This is a genomic window from Chryseobacterium sp. P1-3 (genome assembly GCF_000738495.1).
GTDB lineage: Bacteria > Bacteroidota > Bacteroidia > Flavobacteriales > Weeksellaceae > Chryseobacterium > Chryseobacterium gallinarum.
Genome location: NZ_JPEQ01000008.1, coordinates 155,422 through 172,265, shown reverse-complemented (window position 1 = coordinate 172,265; position 16,844 = coordinate 155,422). Strand labels below are relative to the sequence as shown.

The window sequence follows — 16,844 nt, the reverse complement described above, 5'->3', positions numbered from 1 at the left end:
AAGGTTCGTTTATTTTTTAAGGTAAGAACCTTTAAAAAACACCTTATCTGTTATGAATAAAAATATCTCAAATTCTGATATGATTTCGGAGAATCATATTCCCGGGATCAACCGTGTAGTAAAACTGGATATTGTAATTGAAGGCAGGATCATCAGGCACTTCAGGCATTTTCGTCTGGAGCAGAGTGTAAGAAAACATCATGAATTTGAACTTACACTGGCACATGACACATTAGAAGGAGTACAAAACTACGATTTGGAAGAAGCTCAGCAGTTTTTAGGCAAGCGACTGACTGTAGTTTTTAAATATAAAAATGTGGAAGGAACTCCTGAAAGAACTTTTGTGGGAGTCATTACAAAAGTAGGATTCAGCCAGGAAAATCACAGTCTCGGAAATATTGTGCTGAAAGGTTACAGTCCCACTATTTTATTGGACGCTGCTCCCCACACCCAGAGTTTTGGCGGGAACCAGCCCGTAAATATGGGGATTATTGCCACAGAAGTTATTAAACAGGGAATTGACAGCGGTAAGTTTGATGTAAAAGTTAATGCTAAGGCAGCTTCCCAGATTCTATACAGTGCCCAGTATAATGAAACCCATTACAATTACCTTTGCAGGATGGCAGAAGCCTACGGAGAACAGTTTTATTATGATGGGGAAATATTGCATTTTGGAAATATGCCTCCACAAAATAAAGCCCTGGAACTGATCTATGGAAGTAACGTTTCCGATGTGAATGTCGAATTGAAAGCCGTACACATCAAACCGAGTTTTTATGGATATAACAGCAGCTCCAATACAAAGCTTGTCTCCGGAGAAACACCGATAAAGCATGTGGGAAATCTGGCGAAAACAGCCTATAAAAATAATGATGGGATATTCAAAACACCCTCATTACAGGTAGCCCCTATAAAAGCGGCAACGGATATGGATGTGGTTATCTCTCAGACCAGTACTTCAGGAAGCAGAGCCGTAGAAGTTTTTACCGTTTCAGGTGGAACCACCATTCCTTTTTTATACCCCGGTTGTGTGGCAGATATAAAAATGCGGAAAACGGACAGCAATCAAACCGCTTATTTTACCAAACTGATGATGACAGAGGTGATACACGAAGTGGACACCTTAGGACGCTATCAGGGAAGATTTGAAGCAATTGCGTCAGATACGGGATATATTCCCACTCCGGAATTTATTGTTCCCATTGCACAGCCACAAATTGCCACGGTAATATCGAATACAGATCCTTTGGGACAAGGTAGGGTAACGGTAAGATTCGACTGGCAGCTGAATGATCATACCAATTTTATACGGATGATGGCCCCCGATGCGGGAGGAACAGATCAGATTACCCAAAACAGAGGCTATGTAGCGATACCGGAAGTAGGAGATCAGGTGATGGTGGGATTTGTTCATAATCATCCGGACCGTCCGTTTGTACTGGGTGGAATGTTTCATGGAGGAACAGCTTTGGGAGGTGGCGTGGATAACCATTTGAAATCCATACAGACCCGGAGTGGCATCAGGATTTTGATGAATGACGCGGAAGGAAGTGTCAACATTATAGATCCCAGCGGAAATAATTATTTTATGGACGGAAAAGGTAATATTGTAGTGACTGCCCCTAAAAAATATGACATTCAATGCGGGAGAAGACCTCAACATTAATGTAGGAAAAGATATGAAAACAAGCGTGGGAAATGATAATGCCATCAATGTTATCAATGATCACAGGTTTACATCCAGGAATTATAAACAGACCGTTAATGAAAATAAAACAGTCAATGTTACTGGTGATTTAAAAGAAACTACTTCTACCACTACCCATAAAGCAAAAAATGGTGATATTGTATTACAAAGCTCGGGGGTGGCCAAGGTGCTGGGGAAAATAGATGCTAAAGTGAATAAAGGATAATATGCTGAAAAAAATATTGATTGCGCTATTTTCAAGTATATTTTCTGTAATACTCACCGGTATCATTACATTAGGTATCCTGGATCTTACAAGATATAGTCATTGAGATTGCGGGTGGATTGCAGTATGGCTTTGCGGAGCATTTTGCCTATATTGTTTTTTCTGCCGTTTATAATAGCAGATCGACGGCAAAAGAAGACCATAGATGATTTTATGCTGTTCTGTGTATATTCAGGCTGTACCGTTTTTTATCATCATATCTGTGATATTACTGATTCTGGTTCCTCAAATCTGTTCATAAATGAGGTAAATGGAACGGAATTACACCGTAAAAAGAATATTAAAAATAATCATGCACCATAGCAGAGGTGATGATTTATGTTAAGGTTTTAATAATGAATAATATAACGAAATATCTAGTTAGCCTTCTGTTTTTTTATCCAGATTTCGTGTCAGGAGAAAAAAGACTATAAAAAAAACTGAAACTATGACAAAATATGAATGGACTGAAGGGACGTCTGCTCCTTTAGGATATCCGATGGAAGTATACAAAGGCGGAATAGAGTGTGAAGGTGGGGAATGGGTAAGCTTAGGCTTTGGCATAGTTCCGGGAAGAAATGATTGGGGAGCTATTAACCATGGGATGGGAAATGGTTTTAAAAGCCTTCCTTCCCGGCTTGATTTTATCTGGATGTCTTATATGGAAAACCAGTTTTACATGATTGATACTCCTATTGATATTGCTATAATTAAAGAGTATTTTGGGAAAGGATATGATACAAAGGGAAGAAGCGGTAAAAACAAGCATTTAAACTTTGATGAAATCGGTGTGGGAATGGCTCCCGGAGGTGTAGTTGTCGTATGGGTGGCAGGTGTAGGAGTTCAGAAGGAAGTAGGAAGGTATCAAGGTAAAAAAGTAACGATCCCTGAATCCGAAATCGCTAAGCTGGACAGCCACGAAAACCGTTTTTGGCGGAAAGATTATCTCAATGAAGTATTCAATAATGGTAAGGTTATTCCTGCAGAGATACGGGAAAAAAATAAAGACAAGCCTATTCCGTTCGGTTTGTGGGATACCTATAGAATACGGTACAGCTGGAAACCGGTCTTTGAGCTTCCGGGAAATGCCAGGCTCAATCCATCAATAAATGTTAAAATATTTGCAATTAATGGAGAAAAAGAACAGTTTGACACTGCAACAGGCATATTGGCTGAAAATCAACAGAGGGCAATTCCAAAAAGCATTATTTTTGATTATATAGGTGCGGATAATAAAGTGTATGGAGCAAATTGCGACCTGAATGAAGAATCAGGTTTCGAAGCTTTTAAGGTTGTGTTTGGTGATGATCCCGGTTCAACCAGGGCTGATATTATTGTTAAGGTAAATGAGGCGAACAGCTACTTTACGATAAAAGTAAAGGGAGAAAACGGAAAAGAAGCCTTTATAAAAGCAGATAAAATAGAAGTTTTCTAAAAACAAAAGCTATGGGAAAAACTTTCGTATACAACACCGGCACTGCTAAACCTCCTGTGGATGAGCTGCATGTGGAAATAGGAGTGTTTTTTGATGGTACTTTGAACAATCTGAAAAATACCGAATTAAGAGCCAAGTACAGGGATGGCAAGAATCAGATAGAAAGCACTGATGATAAAGAGACCATACTAAAAAAGGAAAAGGCAATTGAAGATACAAGGGCCTTACAGGAAAAAGAATATAAAAAACTTAAAAATAAAGAAATATCAGATACCGATTCTGAATATGAACGCTACCTTAAGGCGAGTCATCGGGCATGGCTGGATAAACAGGGAGTAGATAACAGTTTTAGTAATGATTATACCAATGTTGCAAGAATGTATAAATGCTGCGAACAATATAATTATGGCGTCTATGTGGAAGGTATTGGTACCCTTGATAACAGCAGGGATGTAGATGACGGATTCCAGTACGGCTCCGGTAAAACAGGAGTGAGGGGAAAAGTAAGAAAAGGATGTGAAATGGCTGCTGACAGAATTAAAAAAACTTACTTCTGCGGCAAACGGTAAAATAAGAATAACAAAAATTACCATTGACACCTTTGGATTTAGTCGAGGAGCTGCTGCCGCAAGAAATTTTGCTTATGAGATCAACGGGAATAAAAGAACCAAAGATGTTGAGATCAGAAAATCAAGGAAAATTGTGGGGTATAACCAGGTTAACTCTCCTGAAGGCCCGGTTATGGTTCCTGAATACGGAGATATCTGGGTGGATAAGGACAATACTGAAGTAGACCCGCAATATGTTATAAATGGGAAGCTTCCGAGATTTGGTTTTCTGGGATATTATCTTCTCAGTAAAGATATCCTGACAAAAGAGGAATTAGACAACCTGGATCTGGATGTTCGTTTTATTGGAGTCTATGATACCGTATCGTCGTATGAAGAATATGGTGATATGGGAGGAATCAGGCGTGTAGGGTGGGAAGGAATGAAACATTCTGCCTTAGGGCCTAAATACAATTTCGGAGACGATGTGGAACAGTTACAGTTGCTGAACCCCGGATCTTATTTTAAAGCCGTTCATTTTACAGCAGCTAATGAGCACCGGGAAAACTTTTCATTGACGCGGTTCCCCGGCAGTATCGAAAAAGAATTTCCGGGAGTTCATTGTGATATCGGTGGAGCTTATGAAAACGGGATGGAAGTGGTGGACGAAATAGAAACTTCTAACCATAAACCTTTATGGTTTTTAAATAAGCGGAGACAGCAATTGATAGATGAGCATTGGTACGACGAGGAGCAAATTGAGATTAATAACAGTTTTCTCAATGTAATAACAATGGGAGGGGTATACCGTAAAATTACAGGAACCCGTTTTTTGAGGAAAGAATACAGCTATATTCCGCTTCATTTCATGGAAGAACATGGGGTTAATTTGTATGATCATCAGTTGATCATGAAAACAGCGACAAGCTATTCCATAGAGCATGATCAGTACCTGCTTTCTGCAAAAGATCTCCTGCATGGCTACGTCTTTGAGGGTGAAGGAAAATGGAACTTTAAAACAGATGAAGAATTTGAGAAGGAAAAGCAGGAAAGAGCAAGAGAAAGGCTATTAAATCCGGAACCGGAACCTACATCAGAACCGGTACCTGATGAAATACTGGATGAAAATGGTAATAAAATTAAAACCACCACGTTGCAAGGAGTTACCGTTACCGGCTATCATCCTCAGACGTTACTGAGGATTATCCGTAATCAGTATCTTCACTGGTCTGCCAACAGAGACTGGATGGGGATGGACCCCAATAATGATTATCAAAGAAGAATATATCCGGAATAAATAATGGTTAGTATACTGCAAAATCTTCATCAGAAAACATACAGGCTGGAAACAATAGTTACAGAACAGAAAAATCCGGTTTATTTTACCACGAAAAGCTATGCAAGACAAGTTGAGGTATATTATTTCGGAAAAGTAAAGGAGCTGCATCAGTTCCAGGTTTTAGTGGTAGACTTTGATTTTTCGGATGATGAAAACGCCATGGGGAAACTGATAAAAAAGATAAGCTATTTATTTGATGAACTGGAATGTAAGGCGGATGAAGAAGGAAATATAATGACAGTAGATAATCTGTTATCCCTTCGGCTAAGATGGGTACAAATACAGGAAGAATTATCCAAAAGTCATAAAGGAGATGTGATGGACAGGTATTTTGGTCAGGTCACCAATTTACTGGAGGATGAAGATAAGCTTATTGGATTCCTGGGAGGTTATAATATGTTTGGACTTCTTTTTAACGGCCTATTCAATTCCTTTGACACCAAAATGAAAAGAGAATCCACTGAAGGCTTTACAGAAATAATGACTCCTGTAAAAAATGGAGATACAGTGACTTTGAAAATCTCAGCAGAAAACCTCGAAGGATCAGGTGTCGAACATTTCAGAGGATTGTTTGTATGTAAAAAGAACCACTATGAAGAAGGTTTTATAGAAATCAGGAAACACAATTATCATTTAAAACATTCATTGGTATGGACAGGGTAAAACGTGATGGAGAAAATACTTCTCCCGAAACTCAGACTCAAAATACAGCACAGGATAATGATAAAATGAAGGCGGCCAATAGCCAGAAAATAGACGGCAAACGTGCGGAAAATGAAGAGAAAGATAAAGCTGAAGAAGGTTTATTATTGGCCATAGATGGTGCTAAAATAAAATTCAATGCTCATATGGGAACATTTAAAGTGCTGAATAATGTACCGACCACGCAGGATAAGCTTACAGGAACTGTAGTAGAAAAACAGATTCCTAATTTTATTTTTGATGATGGTTTTCAGATGATTTCCCTCACAGACTGGCAGGATTTTGGAACTGCAAAAGTTCAGGATAATTATGTATTGTTAAAAAAATCCACTTTACCGGGAACAGGCAAAATGCCGGGAAATGTGCCGCCCGAAACAGGAAAAATAGAATTTGTAACCTCCGGACAGGTAAATATTCCGGAAAGTATTGATGCGAAGGGAGCGCCGGTGCCGGAACAGAAAAAGAAAAAAAGTCAATGTACTGATGATTTTACTTTATCACAAATAAAAAGTGTTTGGCCTAGTGCTTCGAATGTTGATTGGATGCAAGGTATTGTTGACGAATTAAATAAATCATATATGGTAAAAGGTGAATCTAAAAAACTTTATGAGATATTTGACCTTAATACTTGTCTTAACAGAGCTCATTTTTTTGCCCAAGCATTTGTTGAAAGTAGTGATGATTTATCTGGGGCGTTTAATGGAGAAAGCTTAAACTATTCAGTTGAGGCATTAAGATCAGGTTATCCTTTTTCTGTTTTTAAGAATAATAAAAAATATTATGACTATGCTGATGAAATAGGTAGGAAAAGTGAGATTGATCCTAAGACAAAAAAGAAAAAACTTATACATGCTGCAGACCAGGAAAAAATTGCTAATATAGCTTATGATGATAACAATAGGGGAAAAGATTATAAATTAGGAAATGTACATGAAGGTGATGGCTGGAAATTTAGAGGACGAGGATTGATGCAAATTACGGGGAGAAGTAATTATAAAAGTATCCAAGAAATAATAGATGCTAGACTGCCTGATTCAGGAATTGATTTATCATTGGGTAAATCAACATTTACTGCAAAAGAAGCTGTTTTTGCTGGATTAGGAGATTGGATTCTGAAAAAAGCTAATACATTGGCTAAAGATGGAGCAACACATAAAGTAGTTAATTCAATTACTGCAAAAATAAATTATTCTACAAAATCATATAGCAACAGAAGAGATGCTTTTGATAGAACGGTTAAAATATTTAAAGATGATCAATAAAATTTTTTTATTACTTTTATTTTTAGGAATAAGTTGTAATTCTCAAACTTCTCGATTAGAATCTTTATTAAAATCAAATGAAATTGTAACCCAGCTCCATAATGATTTTAACAATGACGGTGTCCGTGATGATTTATATATTTTAACATTAGAAAATACTAAAAGTAAACAACAACCAGAAGACCTTACTCGAAGAAAACTTCTGATTGTTTTTAATAATAAAAATAACTCAACATTTACTTATGAAAATGACGTTATTCTACCTTGTAAAGAATGCAGTGGCAAATCTGATATGAATATTGATAATCTGAAATTTAAGAATAATCTGCTTTCATATACCACTTGTATTGCTCCTTTTGCCTCGGATAAATACTCTGTTATAGATTTTACATTACAGTTTTCAAAAGACAATTTTTATCTTGCTAAATACAGAGAGAGTTACTTTTCAGTTGAAGCTGATGACAGTGTCACAATAGTGTTAGATAACACAGATCTTCCAGGAATGAAGTTTAATTATTATGATTGGGTAGCTAATAAAAGTTGGTTGGATTATATAATTATTTCGTCACATAACATTACTAAACTCAATGATTTTGCATTTAATCTTGGAAATGTTAATCCCTCAATATCAATTCAAATACTTGAGAAAATAATTAAGAAATATCCGGATAGGGTGGTAACATATCTTAATATCGCAGATAGTTATTGGGCGACCGGGAATAAAGAAGCTGCAAAAAAGAATTATAAACAATATCTTTCTTTAATGAAAGCTCAAAAGAAAGATCTTAATAAAATTCCCAGGTATGTTGAGGAAAGGATAAAATAATGAAAAACCTTTTTACAGTATTTATATTTTTTATCGCAGGTTTTGCTTTTTCTCAAACGGGAGAGAGATTACCCATTATTTCGGTATCAAAATCTTATAAATTAGGGTTTAATGAATACAATAAAGAATTCAATATGTATCAAAACCCATTTATTTTGAAAAGTGGTAAGAAGTATAAAATACAAGGCTATGATAATTCCAATTATTCAGGAGGTTAAATTTTAAGCATATCACCCAATAGAAGATTTATAGTTATGGATTACATTTCTAAAGGGTATGTGGAAGATGGAACTAATAAACATTGTATGAGAATTACTTATGTGTTATTGTTGATGTAGTGAAGAAAAAAAGTTGTGACAGAATTACAATCAGACTGTGGTGGCAAATGGGATAAGAAAAATAGATGGATTAATGATGGGAAAATGGTATTTTAAAATGAAACCAAGAATTACAACAGTATTACTTTTCTTATATGCACAATTTAGTGCTCAATCAAAATATAATACCATTCATTTAGCAACGTATTATTAAATAATAAAGCTTTATATACAGAGTTTAGGTAATATCACCTGGGCCTTTTGACTCAAGAACTGATCAATCCATTAGTAAAGCAATTACTATCCGGAATGGTAATTTAATGAGTTCTGTAATTCATGGAGGAATTAAAAGTCTTACTATGACTATACAACTGAAATTTGCTGGAAACCCTGGTGAACTTATGGTACAAATAAATGATATTCCGGTTGGGACAATACCTTTCAGCTCAATTGCAACTGTGACAACTATTGATAATTTGAATGTAACCGGTGATTTTGTAATTAAAATTTTGAACCCAAATACAGGACAGCGAATTGCAATTGATGATTTATCCTGGACATGTTACTCAACTTTAGGAGTTAATGAAAGCACTAAGTCAGTTCAGCTTCCAATTTATCCTAATCCAATTAGAAATGGTGAGTACCTAAATCTTAATGAAAAGGTAAATGAAATTCTTATTTACAATATTGAAGGAAGACTAATTAAGAAATCAAACTTAAAAAGCAATTCAATATTAATAGATAATCTATTGAAAGGTATGTATTTTCTTAAAACAGAAAATACGATCCATAAATTTATAGTTAATTAATTATGTGAATAGTACTCATTAAGACAAAAATCCATCTTCAAAATTATTTGGGATGGATTTTTATAGTTTTTTTTAACTTAAAAAGAAAAACTGTTCAGATTTTATTTACTCTGTTTTTTTTTTTCGTTGTTAAAAGTGAGCATAATTTTTTTTTAAAAATAATATCAATGGAAAATATAACTTTTTGGCGTTATCAAATTATCAATACAGGAACAAACGAAACTCCTTATTATGGAGTACATGAAGTTTATTTCAACGGAAAAACTGGAAAAATTATTTCATGGACAGAAGATCCGGTTGCTTTAGATAATTATGAGAATACAGAAGAATTAAGAAATGATCTAGAAAAGATTTTATCTGATATTAAAAAACAGCCAGTTTTATTGGAATCTGAACTTGAACAGGATCTGGAAAAAGATAATATGAATTAGTCAATACTTAATCTGTTTTAAAATTAGTTAATAACTGTCAGATTAAGCATTAACTAATTCAATATAAAATAGACTATAATATATTATAGTCTATTTTATATTTAGTACATAAAAATTTATCAATTTCATTTTTATCTGTAAGTCCTAATAAATAGTTTTTTTCGTTACTTGTTAAATCACAAATTCCAAAATTCTTAATGTAATTTTTGGCAACTGAATAGAAATCACCTGAATAGGGTCTACTTGTGTTTTTTATATAAAACCAAAATATTGATGACATTAATATTTTTTGAATAACTCTTAAATTATAAGCATCTTCAGATAATATCGCATAACCATTATAAAAAAGTAAATCTAAGTCATCACAAAATACAAAGCAGGGTGAAGATGAAATGTATGGTAAAAATAACTTATATCCTGTTAAATTTAGAGCTTGATTTCTTCCAAATGCATACCATTTTTCATATTCTTTATTCCCTTTATCTCTTTCAAATAGCTCACTTTTATGTAATAAAAGATATTGATATGCGAAAGGAAATTGTTCTTTCAAAATATTTTCTTCAAGAATCTTTAATTCTCTCTTCTCATTATCAAAAATATCAAAAGTTCGATTAAACATGTAAGGAAAAATAATTTTTTCCAAACTCGCTGTTAAGTCTTCTTCAGATTTTAACGTATTGGGTTTAATAGTATCTTTACATATATTCCTTTCAATCTTATATTCTATACTATTTTTTACAAAATAATAATAATGGTTGTCTTCTCTTAAGGGATTAAAAATATAAATTTTATTCTTTAGAGTAGCAAACCCATTTCTAATTTCAAATAGTTGTCCAAGTTTTTTACCTGTATTCTCAATTTTCTTAATTTCGATATTAGTTTTTAAATCTACTAAATGCCATCCATTATAATCATCAACATCTTCGTATTTAATTTTAATAAAATCTTTCGCTTTTATTTTTGACAAGTTTTTGCTATTTATTTTAGTATAATGTATATATTTTCCTAATCTTTTTGTTAATATACATATGCAGGTATAAGTAGAACGAGATTTGAATACTTGCTCTCCTCCAAAATCAATAATTTTGAAATCATAATTTATATTAGAAAAATAGCTTCTCAAGGCTCTTGCATTAAGACTTTTTTGGAAAGTATTTACCGTTATATATCCTAATATTCCTAATTCAGAAAGATTTTCAATTGCTATTTGAAAAAATGGAATATATAAATCGGGTTTTCCCGTTGAAGTTACACTCCAGTTATGAAGAAATTCTCTGGTACTTTTTTCAATTTTTGTAGATCCTACATACGGAGGGTTTCCTATAATTAAATTGAATCCTCCATTATTATTCACAGCTTCAATATCATTCCAATTAAACTCTAATGAATCACCTACAAAGAGATTAAATTGAAACTCTTTCCTGTCCTCCAAATTAATTATAGCAAATAGAGTTAATAAAATCTTAGTCCTTATAATACTATATTCTTGAATATCTATGCCATATATATTGTCTTTATAAATGTCATAAAAACTTTTGTTGTGATTCTTTTTTATTTCTTCAGTTGCTGTTTTAAAAAAGCCTCCACAACCACAAGAAATATCTGCAATTAACGCAGATTCTAAATTATTTCCTTCGTAAATAGCTTTTTCAAAAGCATTTTTTACAATAAAATCGCGAATATATTTTGGGGTATATATGGCTCCATTAACCTCTCTGTCTTTAGGAGAAATTACAAATTCAAAAAGCATTAATAAAGCCTCAATGTCTAAGGCTTTTTCAAATAAACTACTAAATTTTAGAACTGATTCATAATCCTCAGAGCTATTTTCAATAATTAGATTTGAGATAAATTCATTTTCAACATTTTTTATATTATTTGTATATAGGAAAGTTGATACAATTAGTTTATTAATCTTCTCTTCTTGAAAAGAGAATGATTTTAAAAAATGTTAATATTTTTTGGTTCATCATCACATTATATACATCGGGAAAATTTTGTCTATTTTAAAATCTTGATGTCCATTAGTAAAATCAAAACCTTTGAAATAAGCATTCCAACATCTATCCTGAGCATTTTTTTATTATCTCTATATATTCGTGATCGGATAGAAGTGCGTTCACAAATTCGTAATCTTTTTTATTGTAGAAATTATTAATAATAAAATTAAAGCCTAAAAAAATATCCATAGGAGGATGGGGAAGTCGTGGATTTGCTAATATGCCCAACTCACCAGTATCGCATCCTGTTATATATTCACCTCCAAATTGAAAATGATATGAAGGATGTGTAAATTTTGGAACTCCATCTTCACCTCCTTCTGTTTCTATATGCTTATCTAAATGCCAGCAACTTTTTTAATGTTTTTATATTACTTTTATTATCCAAATAATAACCGTCAATATTTATCTCAAATAAATATTCAGAAATACAGTCCCTATCAATATTTATAGGATTAATGGTTTGTATTGAATTATTTAAAAATATTTTATAATCCTCCATATCAGGATAAGATCCTGCAATTTTTTTATTTATATTAAACCCTATATTGAATAATTCATAAGAAAAGTCATTTAAATTATAAAAGTTTCCTATTAAGTTGTGTATATCATTAATTTCGCACGGAACATTGAATTTTTCAACTAAATCTGCAAATTTTATTAAATCATCCTTGAATTTTTTCACTTCCCAATACTCCATAACATTAACTATTTGCTAAATTTCTTAAATATTTAATGTCCATTTCATCAATGTAAGGTTTTATGTCAGCAATTTTTCCTAAAGCATACTCTTTAGAAAAATATTCTTTTTCTTGCCAAATTTTATAATCTTTTTTTAAGATTAAAATTCCATCAAAAGGGTCTATGGCTTGATTGCTACCCTTACATATTGTCCAAAATTTTGAGCTTTTCGAAAATTTTGAAATTTCTAAAGTATTTAATTTAAAATTAAACTTCTCCGAGAGCATTTTTACTCTTTCGTTTGCATCTAATCTTCTTAGATTATTACTTCCAAATATAGTTGTCCACCAATCTTCGATTTTTTTGGCCCACCATCTATCATGGGATTTACTGAATACTCCTGTATATTTATAATCTGATAATAAATTTAATAAATCCTGCCAATTTTCAGATGTTTTTGATACACCTAATCTAGCAGAAAGTACATCTTGTCCAATCAACATACCAATCGAATATATGAAGTTATCATTGATAAATCTACTATATTCATAAATTTGTCCTGTTTTTGGTTCTAATTTTTTTAAAACAAGGGAATGTAATAAAGATTCTTCTTCTTTCTTTAATGCTAATATTTCAAAAATATTAAATTCTGAATTATAGATAACATCATAAGATTCTTTATAAGCATCAATTTTCCTTTTAAAATCATCTTTTCCTTCATCATCATCTAATTGCTGTTTTTTTATTGCATAATCAAACAAATCTTGATTTAAAAAATCTTTATAAAAATCAGTAATTTTCCCTTCGTTTGAGATTAATATAATTGGTTTCTCAACAAATCCTGTTCTATGCTTACTTCTTAAAGTGGCTGCGATAGTTGGAGCATCATAATATACTTGATCAACTCCATTATTTAATCTATAATCCATGATTATAATATCAGAATTAAATCCATTTATATCATCTATGACTTGATTTAAATCTTTTTTAGGATCGTATTGGTCGACTGTATATCCAAGTTTTTCAAAATCGACTTTTCGACTTTCACCGGGTAAATCCTCTATATAACAAATTTTAGTATCCATATTGGTCTAGTTCTTTTTCTGTTGCTTTTGGTAATTCAATATAAATTGTTGTAGAAAATCCATCTTCAGGATCAATAACATAAATTTTTCCTCTATAACTAGCAATAATATCTTTTACAATTTTTAATCCTAAACCGGTTCCTGTAATTTCATTACTATAGTTTAGGTTTTCTAATGTATGTGGAGAAGATGTAGTGAAAAATTCTTCAAAAATTCGGTCTCTAAGCTCTTCTTTTATACCATCACCCGTATCTGAGAATTTTAAAAATAGTTTATTTTCAATTTTCCCACAGCTTATTTTTATAATTCCTTCATTTTTTGATCGTCTGATGGCTTTTTTCGAATTTGTATATAAATTAAAGAAAATAGAAGATAGCTCTGATGGATGCATCGGTGTTGTAAAAAGAAAATAATTTTCTCTTACAGGCATTAGAAAGTTAATATTACTTTTTTCAGAATCAATATTTACTACATCCCAAAATTCTTCTGCTTTGCTTTGTAACTCAAGAGGCTGTAGATTTCTTGTAACATTTTGAGAAATAATAGAATCAAAATATGAAGTATATGATTTGAATGTTTCTACATTTGATTGAAGGATTGATATTCTATTTAAAATGACTTCTTCATTTTTTAAAGTTTCCATCAGAAACTTAATATCAGAGTTCATATTAAGAACATAATCTTTAACCTCATGTATAAATAGGGATATTGTTAATCCAACACTTCCTAGTACTCTAAGCATTGATCTCTCTTTCAAAAAAGCTTCTTTTTCTTCTTCTTGGGCTTTTTGTAAAAGTTGAACTTCTTTTTTTATCTGATCGATTTTCTTTTTTCTACCTTTTTTTACTTCAACATTTCCACTTTCTTTTTCTAGTTCTTTATCCAATTGTTCCAAAGTAAATGCAATGTTTTTTATACGAACTTCAACAGATTCAAAAACATTATCTACTTTTTTTTGGTTTGTAACTATTTTTACATTTCTTGCCTCTGCGATCTTTATTACAGCTGTTAATATGGTTCTGTAAACAAAATTTCTTAACTGTATTAAAGCTTCGTTTTCAACTAATCCTTCTCGGCTAGAAGTTTCATTAAAGGTATTTTCTAAATCAATTAATTCTACAAATCCAAAAAAATTTATATTTGAATGTACAGGGAGAATAGATCTTTGTCTTGTAGAAGCATCAAGACCAACCCAATCATTATTAGGTTCCCCGTATGGTAAAACTCTAAATCCATTTCGATATAATCTAATTCCTCCTTGTTTTCTTGCTAGTTTTCTGATATTAGTTTCTTGCATTTTAGGGATTAGTCCTGTATTATATATGAAATAATATGCTCTAAATCTTACATTTTTTTAGATGAGAGAAAGGTACATTCTCTTCGTCAGGACTACTACTGACAGAGCCAATTTCATCCATATCAAGCTTTGCACTATTAAGCCAAAATAAACCATTACCATCTTCATCAACTGATCCGTCAATAATAGCAGTAGCATGATTATAAACCATGTTTTTTTCATCCGCTATTTTAATAGTCCTGTTATTAATTATTTTTGAAAATAAAACTTTAAATCCTGGATCAACTATTTCTTCTTTTGGATGATTAATTTCTTCATTTTTTGATAATGGAAAAGGCTGTAATATATCCATTACATAATTATATATCCTACGAATAGATGCTTCAGACCATTTATCTCTTAAGCCATTAATTATGAGGCTGGTCCCTGTTTCATGCTCTTTTGGTCTAGTTGTTACTCTATTGCTGATAATTCCTAAATCGGTGTCAGTAGCATATTCATCCCAATTGATTGAAACAACTAATGCTTGTTCATCTTCTTTTGTCTGTGTTATTATTGTTAGTTCTTTGCCAAGTCTTTGAACAGCAAAACGACCAATTCCCTTTTGCCCAGCTCTTTTTCTACCAAAAATCTCTGAGGTAGGATTATGAATTTTAGAACTAGAGGATAATCTCATGAATCCATTGATTAATTGAATTCGATTCATTCCTGTTCCATTGTCTTTAATATGTAAAGTTCCTCCAATGACGTCTGTATTCTCAAATATAATATCTACTTGTGTTGCATCTGCATCATAGGCATTTTTGACTAACTCTGAAACGGCGGTTTCCTGTCTTGCAACCAATTCGCTGCCTAATCGATCAATAATACCAGCATCAATACTAAATCGAATGTTATTTTTGTCAAATGCAGAAAGTTTTGTAGAGAGTTCTATAATTTTATTATAATTATTAGGATCTTCTCTTAAAATCCTTTCTAGCTCTTGCCTTATTTTTAATTCTTCCATTAAGAATTATTTTTTTATTTGGTATTACAATATACTAAGAACTTTAATAATATTAAATAAAATTAAAGTCAAATGGCTAAATACTCAGATTAGTCAGGTTTAATGAATGTCATATAAAAAACATTTGACCACCCTTTTAGCCACCCTAAAAAGTAAAATCCCCTGAAAATCAAATGATTTCAGGGGATTTTTGTACCCAGGACCGGGATCGAACCGGTACTCCTAAGAACTGGTGTTTGAGACCAGCGCGTCTACCAATTCCGCCACCTGGGCAAGTGTATACCTTGTTTGAATCGGTGTGCAAATATAGAAATTTTTATTAATATTCAAAAGTTTTTTGAATAAAAAAAATTAGAAATTAATCTCTAAACCATCGTAGGCAAGGTGGATTCCGGGTGGAAGCTGCTTATCCTCAATATCATGCAGGCCAAGGTGATGACTGATGTGGGTTAGAAATAATTTCTCAGGTTGTAGTTCTTCAAATAATTTAATGACATCCGGAAGAATAAAATGAGCAGGGTGCGGGTCAAATTTTCTGATACAGTTTAAAATCAATACATCCAGACCCTTCAGTTTTTCCTTTTCTTTTTCTGAAATGAAACCCGCATCCGTAATGTAGGCCAGCTTTTTAAATTTATATCCGAAGACAGAGATTTTATAATGAATCACTTCAACAGGAGTGATTTCTGTATCCAAAACAGTGAATGGCTTATTTTCAATTTCATGAAGTTCAAAGGCAGGAGCTCCGGGGTATCTTACATCTGCAAAAGCATAGGGAAAGCGGTTTTTAATCTCATGGGCCACTCTGTGGTAGCAATAAAGCGGGACGTCTTTGCCACTTTTAAAAATCAGGGGTCGCATATCATCCAGTCCGATGACATGATCATTATGTTCATGAGTGATCAGGGTAATATCTACGGTATGCTCATGGTTGCTAAGCATTTGCTGTCTGAAGTCAGGGCCGCAGTCGATCAATATTTTTTTATTTTCCTCCGTAGTGACCATCACGGAAGAGCGTAAACGTTTTGTCTTTGGGATTTTCAGAAGTACACACTTCGCATGTACAGCCTATAACGGGCACACCTTGCGAAGTACCGGTTCCTAAAAATTTCAACTTCATTTTGTTTTGAGGTTGGTTTAATTTTGGTAAATTT

At 32.7% G+C, this 16,844-nt stretch carries 14 protein-coding genes, 1 tRNA gene and 2 pseudogenes; 10 read left to right on the top strand and 7 right to left on the bottom strand.

Annotated features, from left to right (window positions below):
• Positions 1-52 precede the first annotated feature (52 nt).
• From HX13_RS13590 to HX13_RS13540, 10 genes and pseudogenes are all read left to right on the top strand, one after another.
• Positions 53-1,913: pseudogene (locus HX13_RS13590) on the top strand (type VI secretion system Vgr family protein).
• A 469-nt stretch (positions 1,914-2,382) separates the two neighbouring features.
• Entirely contained in the window at positions 2,383-3,387 is a 1,005-nt protein-coding gene (locus HX13_RS13580; RefSeq protein ID WP_262483554.1) for a DUF2931 family protein, read from the top strand.
• 11 nt (positions 3,388-3,398) lie between these two features.
• On the top strand, positions 3,399-3,956 hold the full coding sequence (locus HX13_RS13575; RefSeq protein WP_050021549.1) for a hypothetical protein: 558 nt from the start codon (positions 3,399-3,401) through the stop codon (positions 3,954-3,956).
• Positions 3,904-5,232 carry a phospholipase effector Tle1 domain-containing protein gene (locus tag HX13_RS13570; protein ID WP_050021548.1) on the top strand — a complete coding sequence of 443 codons (1,329 nt, stop codon included), beginning with the start codon at positions 3,904-3,906 and terminating at the stop codon, positions 5,230-5,232. Before HX13_RS13575 ends, HX13_RS13570 begins: the two co-directional genes overlap by 53 nt.
• A gap of 3 nt (positions 5,233-5,235) precedes the next feature.
• Positions 5,236-5,937: a hypothetical protein gene (locus tag HX13_RS13565; protein WP_050021547.1), complete on the top strand. Its 702-nt coding sequence runs from the start codon at positions 5,236-5,238 to the stop codon at positions 5,935-5,937.
• Positions 5,938-6,083: 146 nt separating this feature from the next.
• Positions 6,084-7,238 carry a glycoside hydrolase family 19 protein gene (locus HX13_RS13560; protein WP_128572414.1) on the top strand — a complete coding sequence of 385 codons (1,155 nt, stop codon included), beginning with the start codon at positions 6,084-6,086 and terminating at the stop codon, positions 7,236-7,238.
• Entirely contained in the window at positions 7,228-8,064 is an 837-nt protein-coding gene (locus HX13_RS13555) for a tetratricopeptide repeat protein (protein ID WP_050021545.1), read from the top strand. The genes HX13_RS13560 and HX13_RS13555 overlap by 11 nt, the downstream gene beginning before the upstream one ends.
• Complete coding sequence (locus HX13_RS13550) at positions 8,064-8,282, top strand: hypothetical protein (protein WP_050021544.1); 219 nt, start codon at positions 8,064-8,066, stop codon at positions 8,280-8,282. The genes HX13_RS13555 and HX13_RS13550 overlap by 1 nt, the downstream gene beginning before the upstream one ends.
• Before the next feature lie 419 nt (positions 8,283-8,701).
• A complete protein-coding gene (locus tag HX13_RS13545; RefSeq protein WP_050021543.1) occupies positions 8,702-9,190 on the top strand; it encodes a T9SS type A sorting domain-containing protein in 489 nt (162 codons plus the stop codon).
• Positions 9,191-9,357: 167 nt separating this feature from the next.
• Entirely contained in the window at positions 9,358-9,621 is a 264-nt protein-coding gene (locus tag HX13_RS13540; protein ID WP_128572413.1) for a hypothetical protein, read from the top strand.
• A gap of 73 nt (positions 9,622-9,694) precedes the next feature.
• Here HX13_RS13540 and HX13_RS13535 read toward each other — a convergent pair whose 3' ends face one another.
• The 7 genes and pseudogenes from HX13_RS13535 to HX13_RS13505 form a co-directional block, all read right to left on the bottom strand.
• The gene (locus tag HX13_RS13535) at positions 9,695-11,371 is read right to left on the bottom strand and encodes an Eco57I restriction-modification methylase domain-containing protein (RefSeq protein ID WP_202962925.1); all 1,677 of its coding nucleotides are present in this window, start codon (positions 11,369-11,371) and stop codon (positions 9,695-9,697) included.
• 584 nt (positions 11,372-11,955) lie between these two features.
• The gene (locus HX13_RS13530; protein WP_050021540.1) at positions 11,956-12,321 is read right to left on the bottom strand and encodes a hypothetical protein; all 366 of its coding nucleotides are present in this window, start codon (positions 12,319-12,321) and stop codon (positions 11,956-11,958) included.
• Positions 12,322-12,325: 4 nt separating this feature from the next.
• Entirely contained in the window at positions 12,326-13,387 is a 1,062-nt protein-coding gene (locus HX13_RS13525; RefSeq protein ID WP_050021539.1) for a hypothetical protein, read from the bottom strand.
• Positions 13,377-14,684 carry a sensor histidine kinase gene (locus HX13_RS13520; RefSeq protein ID WP_050021538.1) on the bottom strand — a complete coding sequence of 436 codons (1,308 nt, stop codon included), beginning with the start codon at positions 14,682-14,684 and terminating at the stop codon, positions 13,377-13,379. The genes HX13_RS13525 and HX13_RS13520 overlap by 11 nt, the downstream gene beginning before the upstream one ends.
• A 40-nt stretch (positions 14,685-14,724) precedes the next feature.
• Entirely contained in the window at positions 14,725-15,690 is a 966-nt protein-coding gene (locus tag HX13_RS13515) for an ATP-binding protein (RefSeq protein WP_050021537.1), read from the bottom strand.
• 193 nt (positions 15,691-15,883) lie between these two features.
• A tRNA-Leu gene (locus HX13_RS13510) sits at positions 15,884-15,963 on the bottom strand.
• 78 nt (positions 15,964-16,041) lie between these two features.
• Positions 16,042-16,810: pseudogene (locus HX13_RS13505) on the bottom strand (MBL fold metallo-hydrolase).
• Positions 16,811-16,844 lie beyond the last annotated feature (34 nt).

What these genes read in the sequence shown, in the direction of transcription:
- HX13_RS13535 (WP_202962925.1), bottom strand. Translation starts at nt 11,371, where the DNA reads ATGCTTTTTGAATTTGTAATTTCTCCTAAAGACAGAGAGGTTAATGGA.
- HX13_RS13540 (WP_128572413.1), top strand. Translation starts at nt 9,358, where the DNA reads ATGGAAAATATAACTTTTTGGCGTTATCAAATTATCAATACAGGAACA.
- HX13_RS13525 (WP_050021539.1), bottom strand. Translation starts at nt 13,387, where the DNA reads ATGGATACTAAAATTTGTTATATAGAGGATTTACCCGGTGAAAGTCGA.
- HX13_RS13530 (WP_050021540.1), bottom strand. Translation starts at nt 12,321, where the DNA reads ATGGAGTATTGGGAAGTGAAAAAATTCAAGGATGATTTAATAAAATTT.
- HX13_RS13575 (WP_050021549.1), top strand. Translation starts at nt 3,399, where the DNA reads ATGGGAAAAACTTTCGTATACAACACCGGCACTGCTAAACCTCCTGTG.
- HX13_RS13565 (WP_050021547.1), top strand. Translation starts at nt 5,236, where the DNA reads ATGGTTAGTATACTGCAAAATCTTCATCAGAAAACATACAGGCTGGAA.
- HX13_RS13545 (WP_050021543.1), top strand. Translation starts at nt 8,702, where the DNA reads ATGAGTTCTGTAATTCATGGAGGAATTAAAAGTCTTACTATGACTATA.
- HX13_RS13515 (WP_050021537.1), bottom strand. Translation starts at nt 15,690, where the DNA reads ATGGAAGAATTAAAAATAAGGCAAGAGCTAGAAAGGATTTTAAGAGAA.
- HX13_RS13550 (WP_050021544.1), top strand. Translation starts at nt 8,064, where the DNA reads ATGAAAAACCTTTTTACAGTATTTATATTTTTTATCGCAGGTTTTGCT.
- HX13_RS13555 (WP_050021545.1), top strand. Translation starts at nt 7,228, where the DNA reads ATGATCAATAAAATTTTTTTATTACTTTTATTTTTAGGAATAAGTTGT.
- HX13_RS13520 (WP_050021538.1), bottom strand. Translation starts at nt 14,684, where the DNA reads ATGCAAGAAACTAATATCAGAAAACTAGCAAGAAAACAAGGAGGAATT.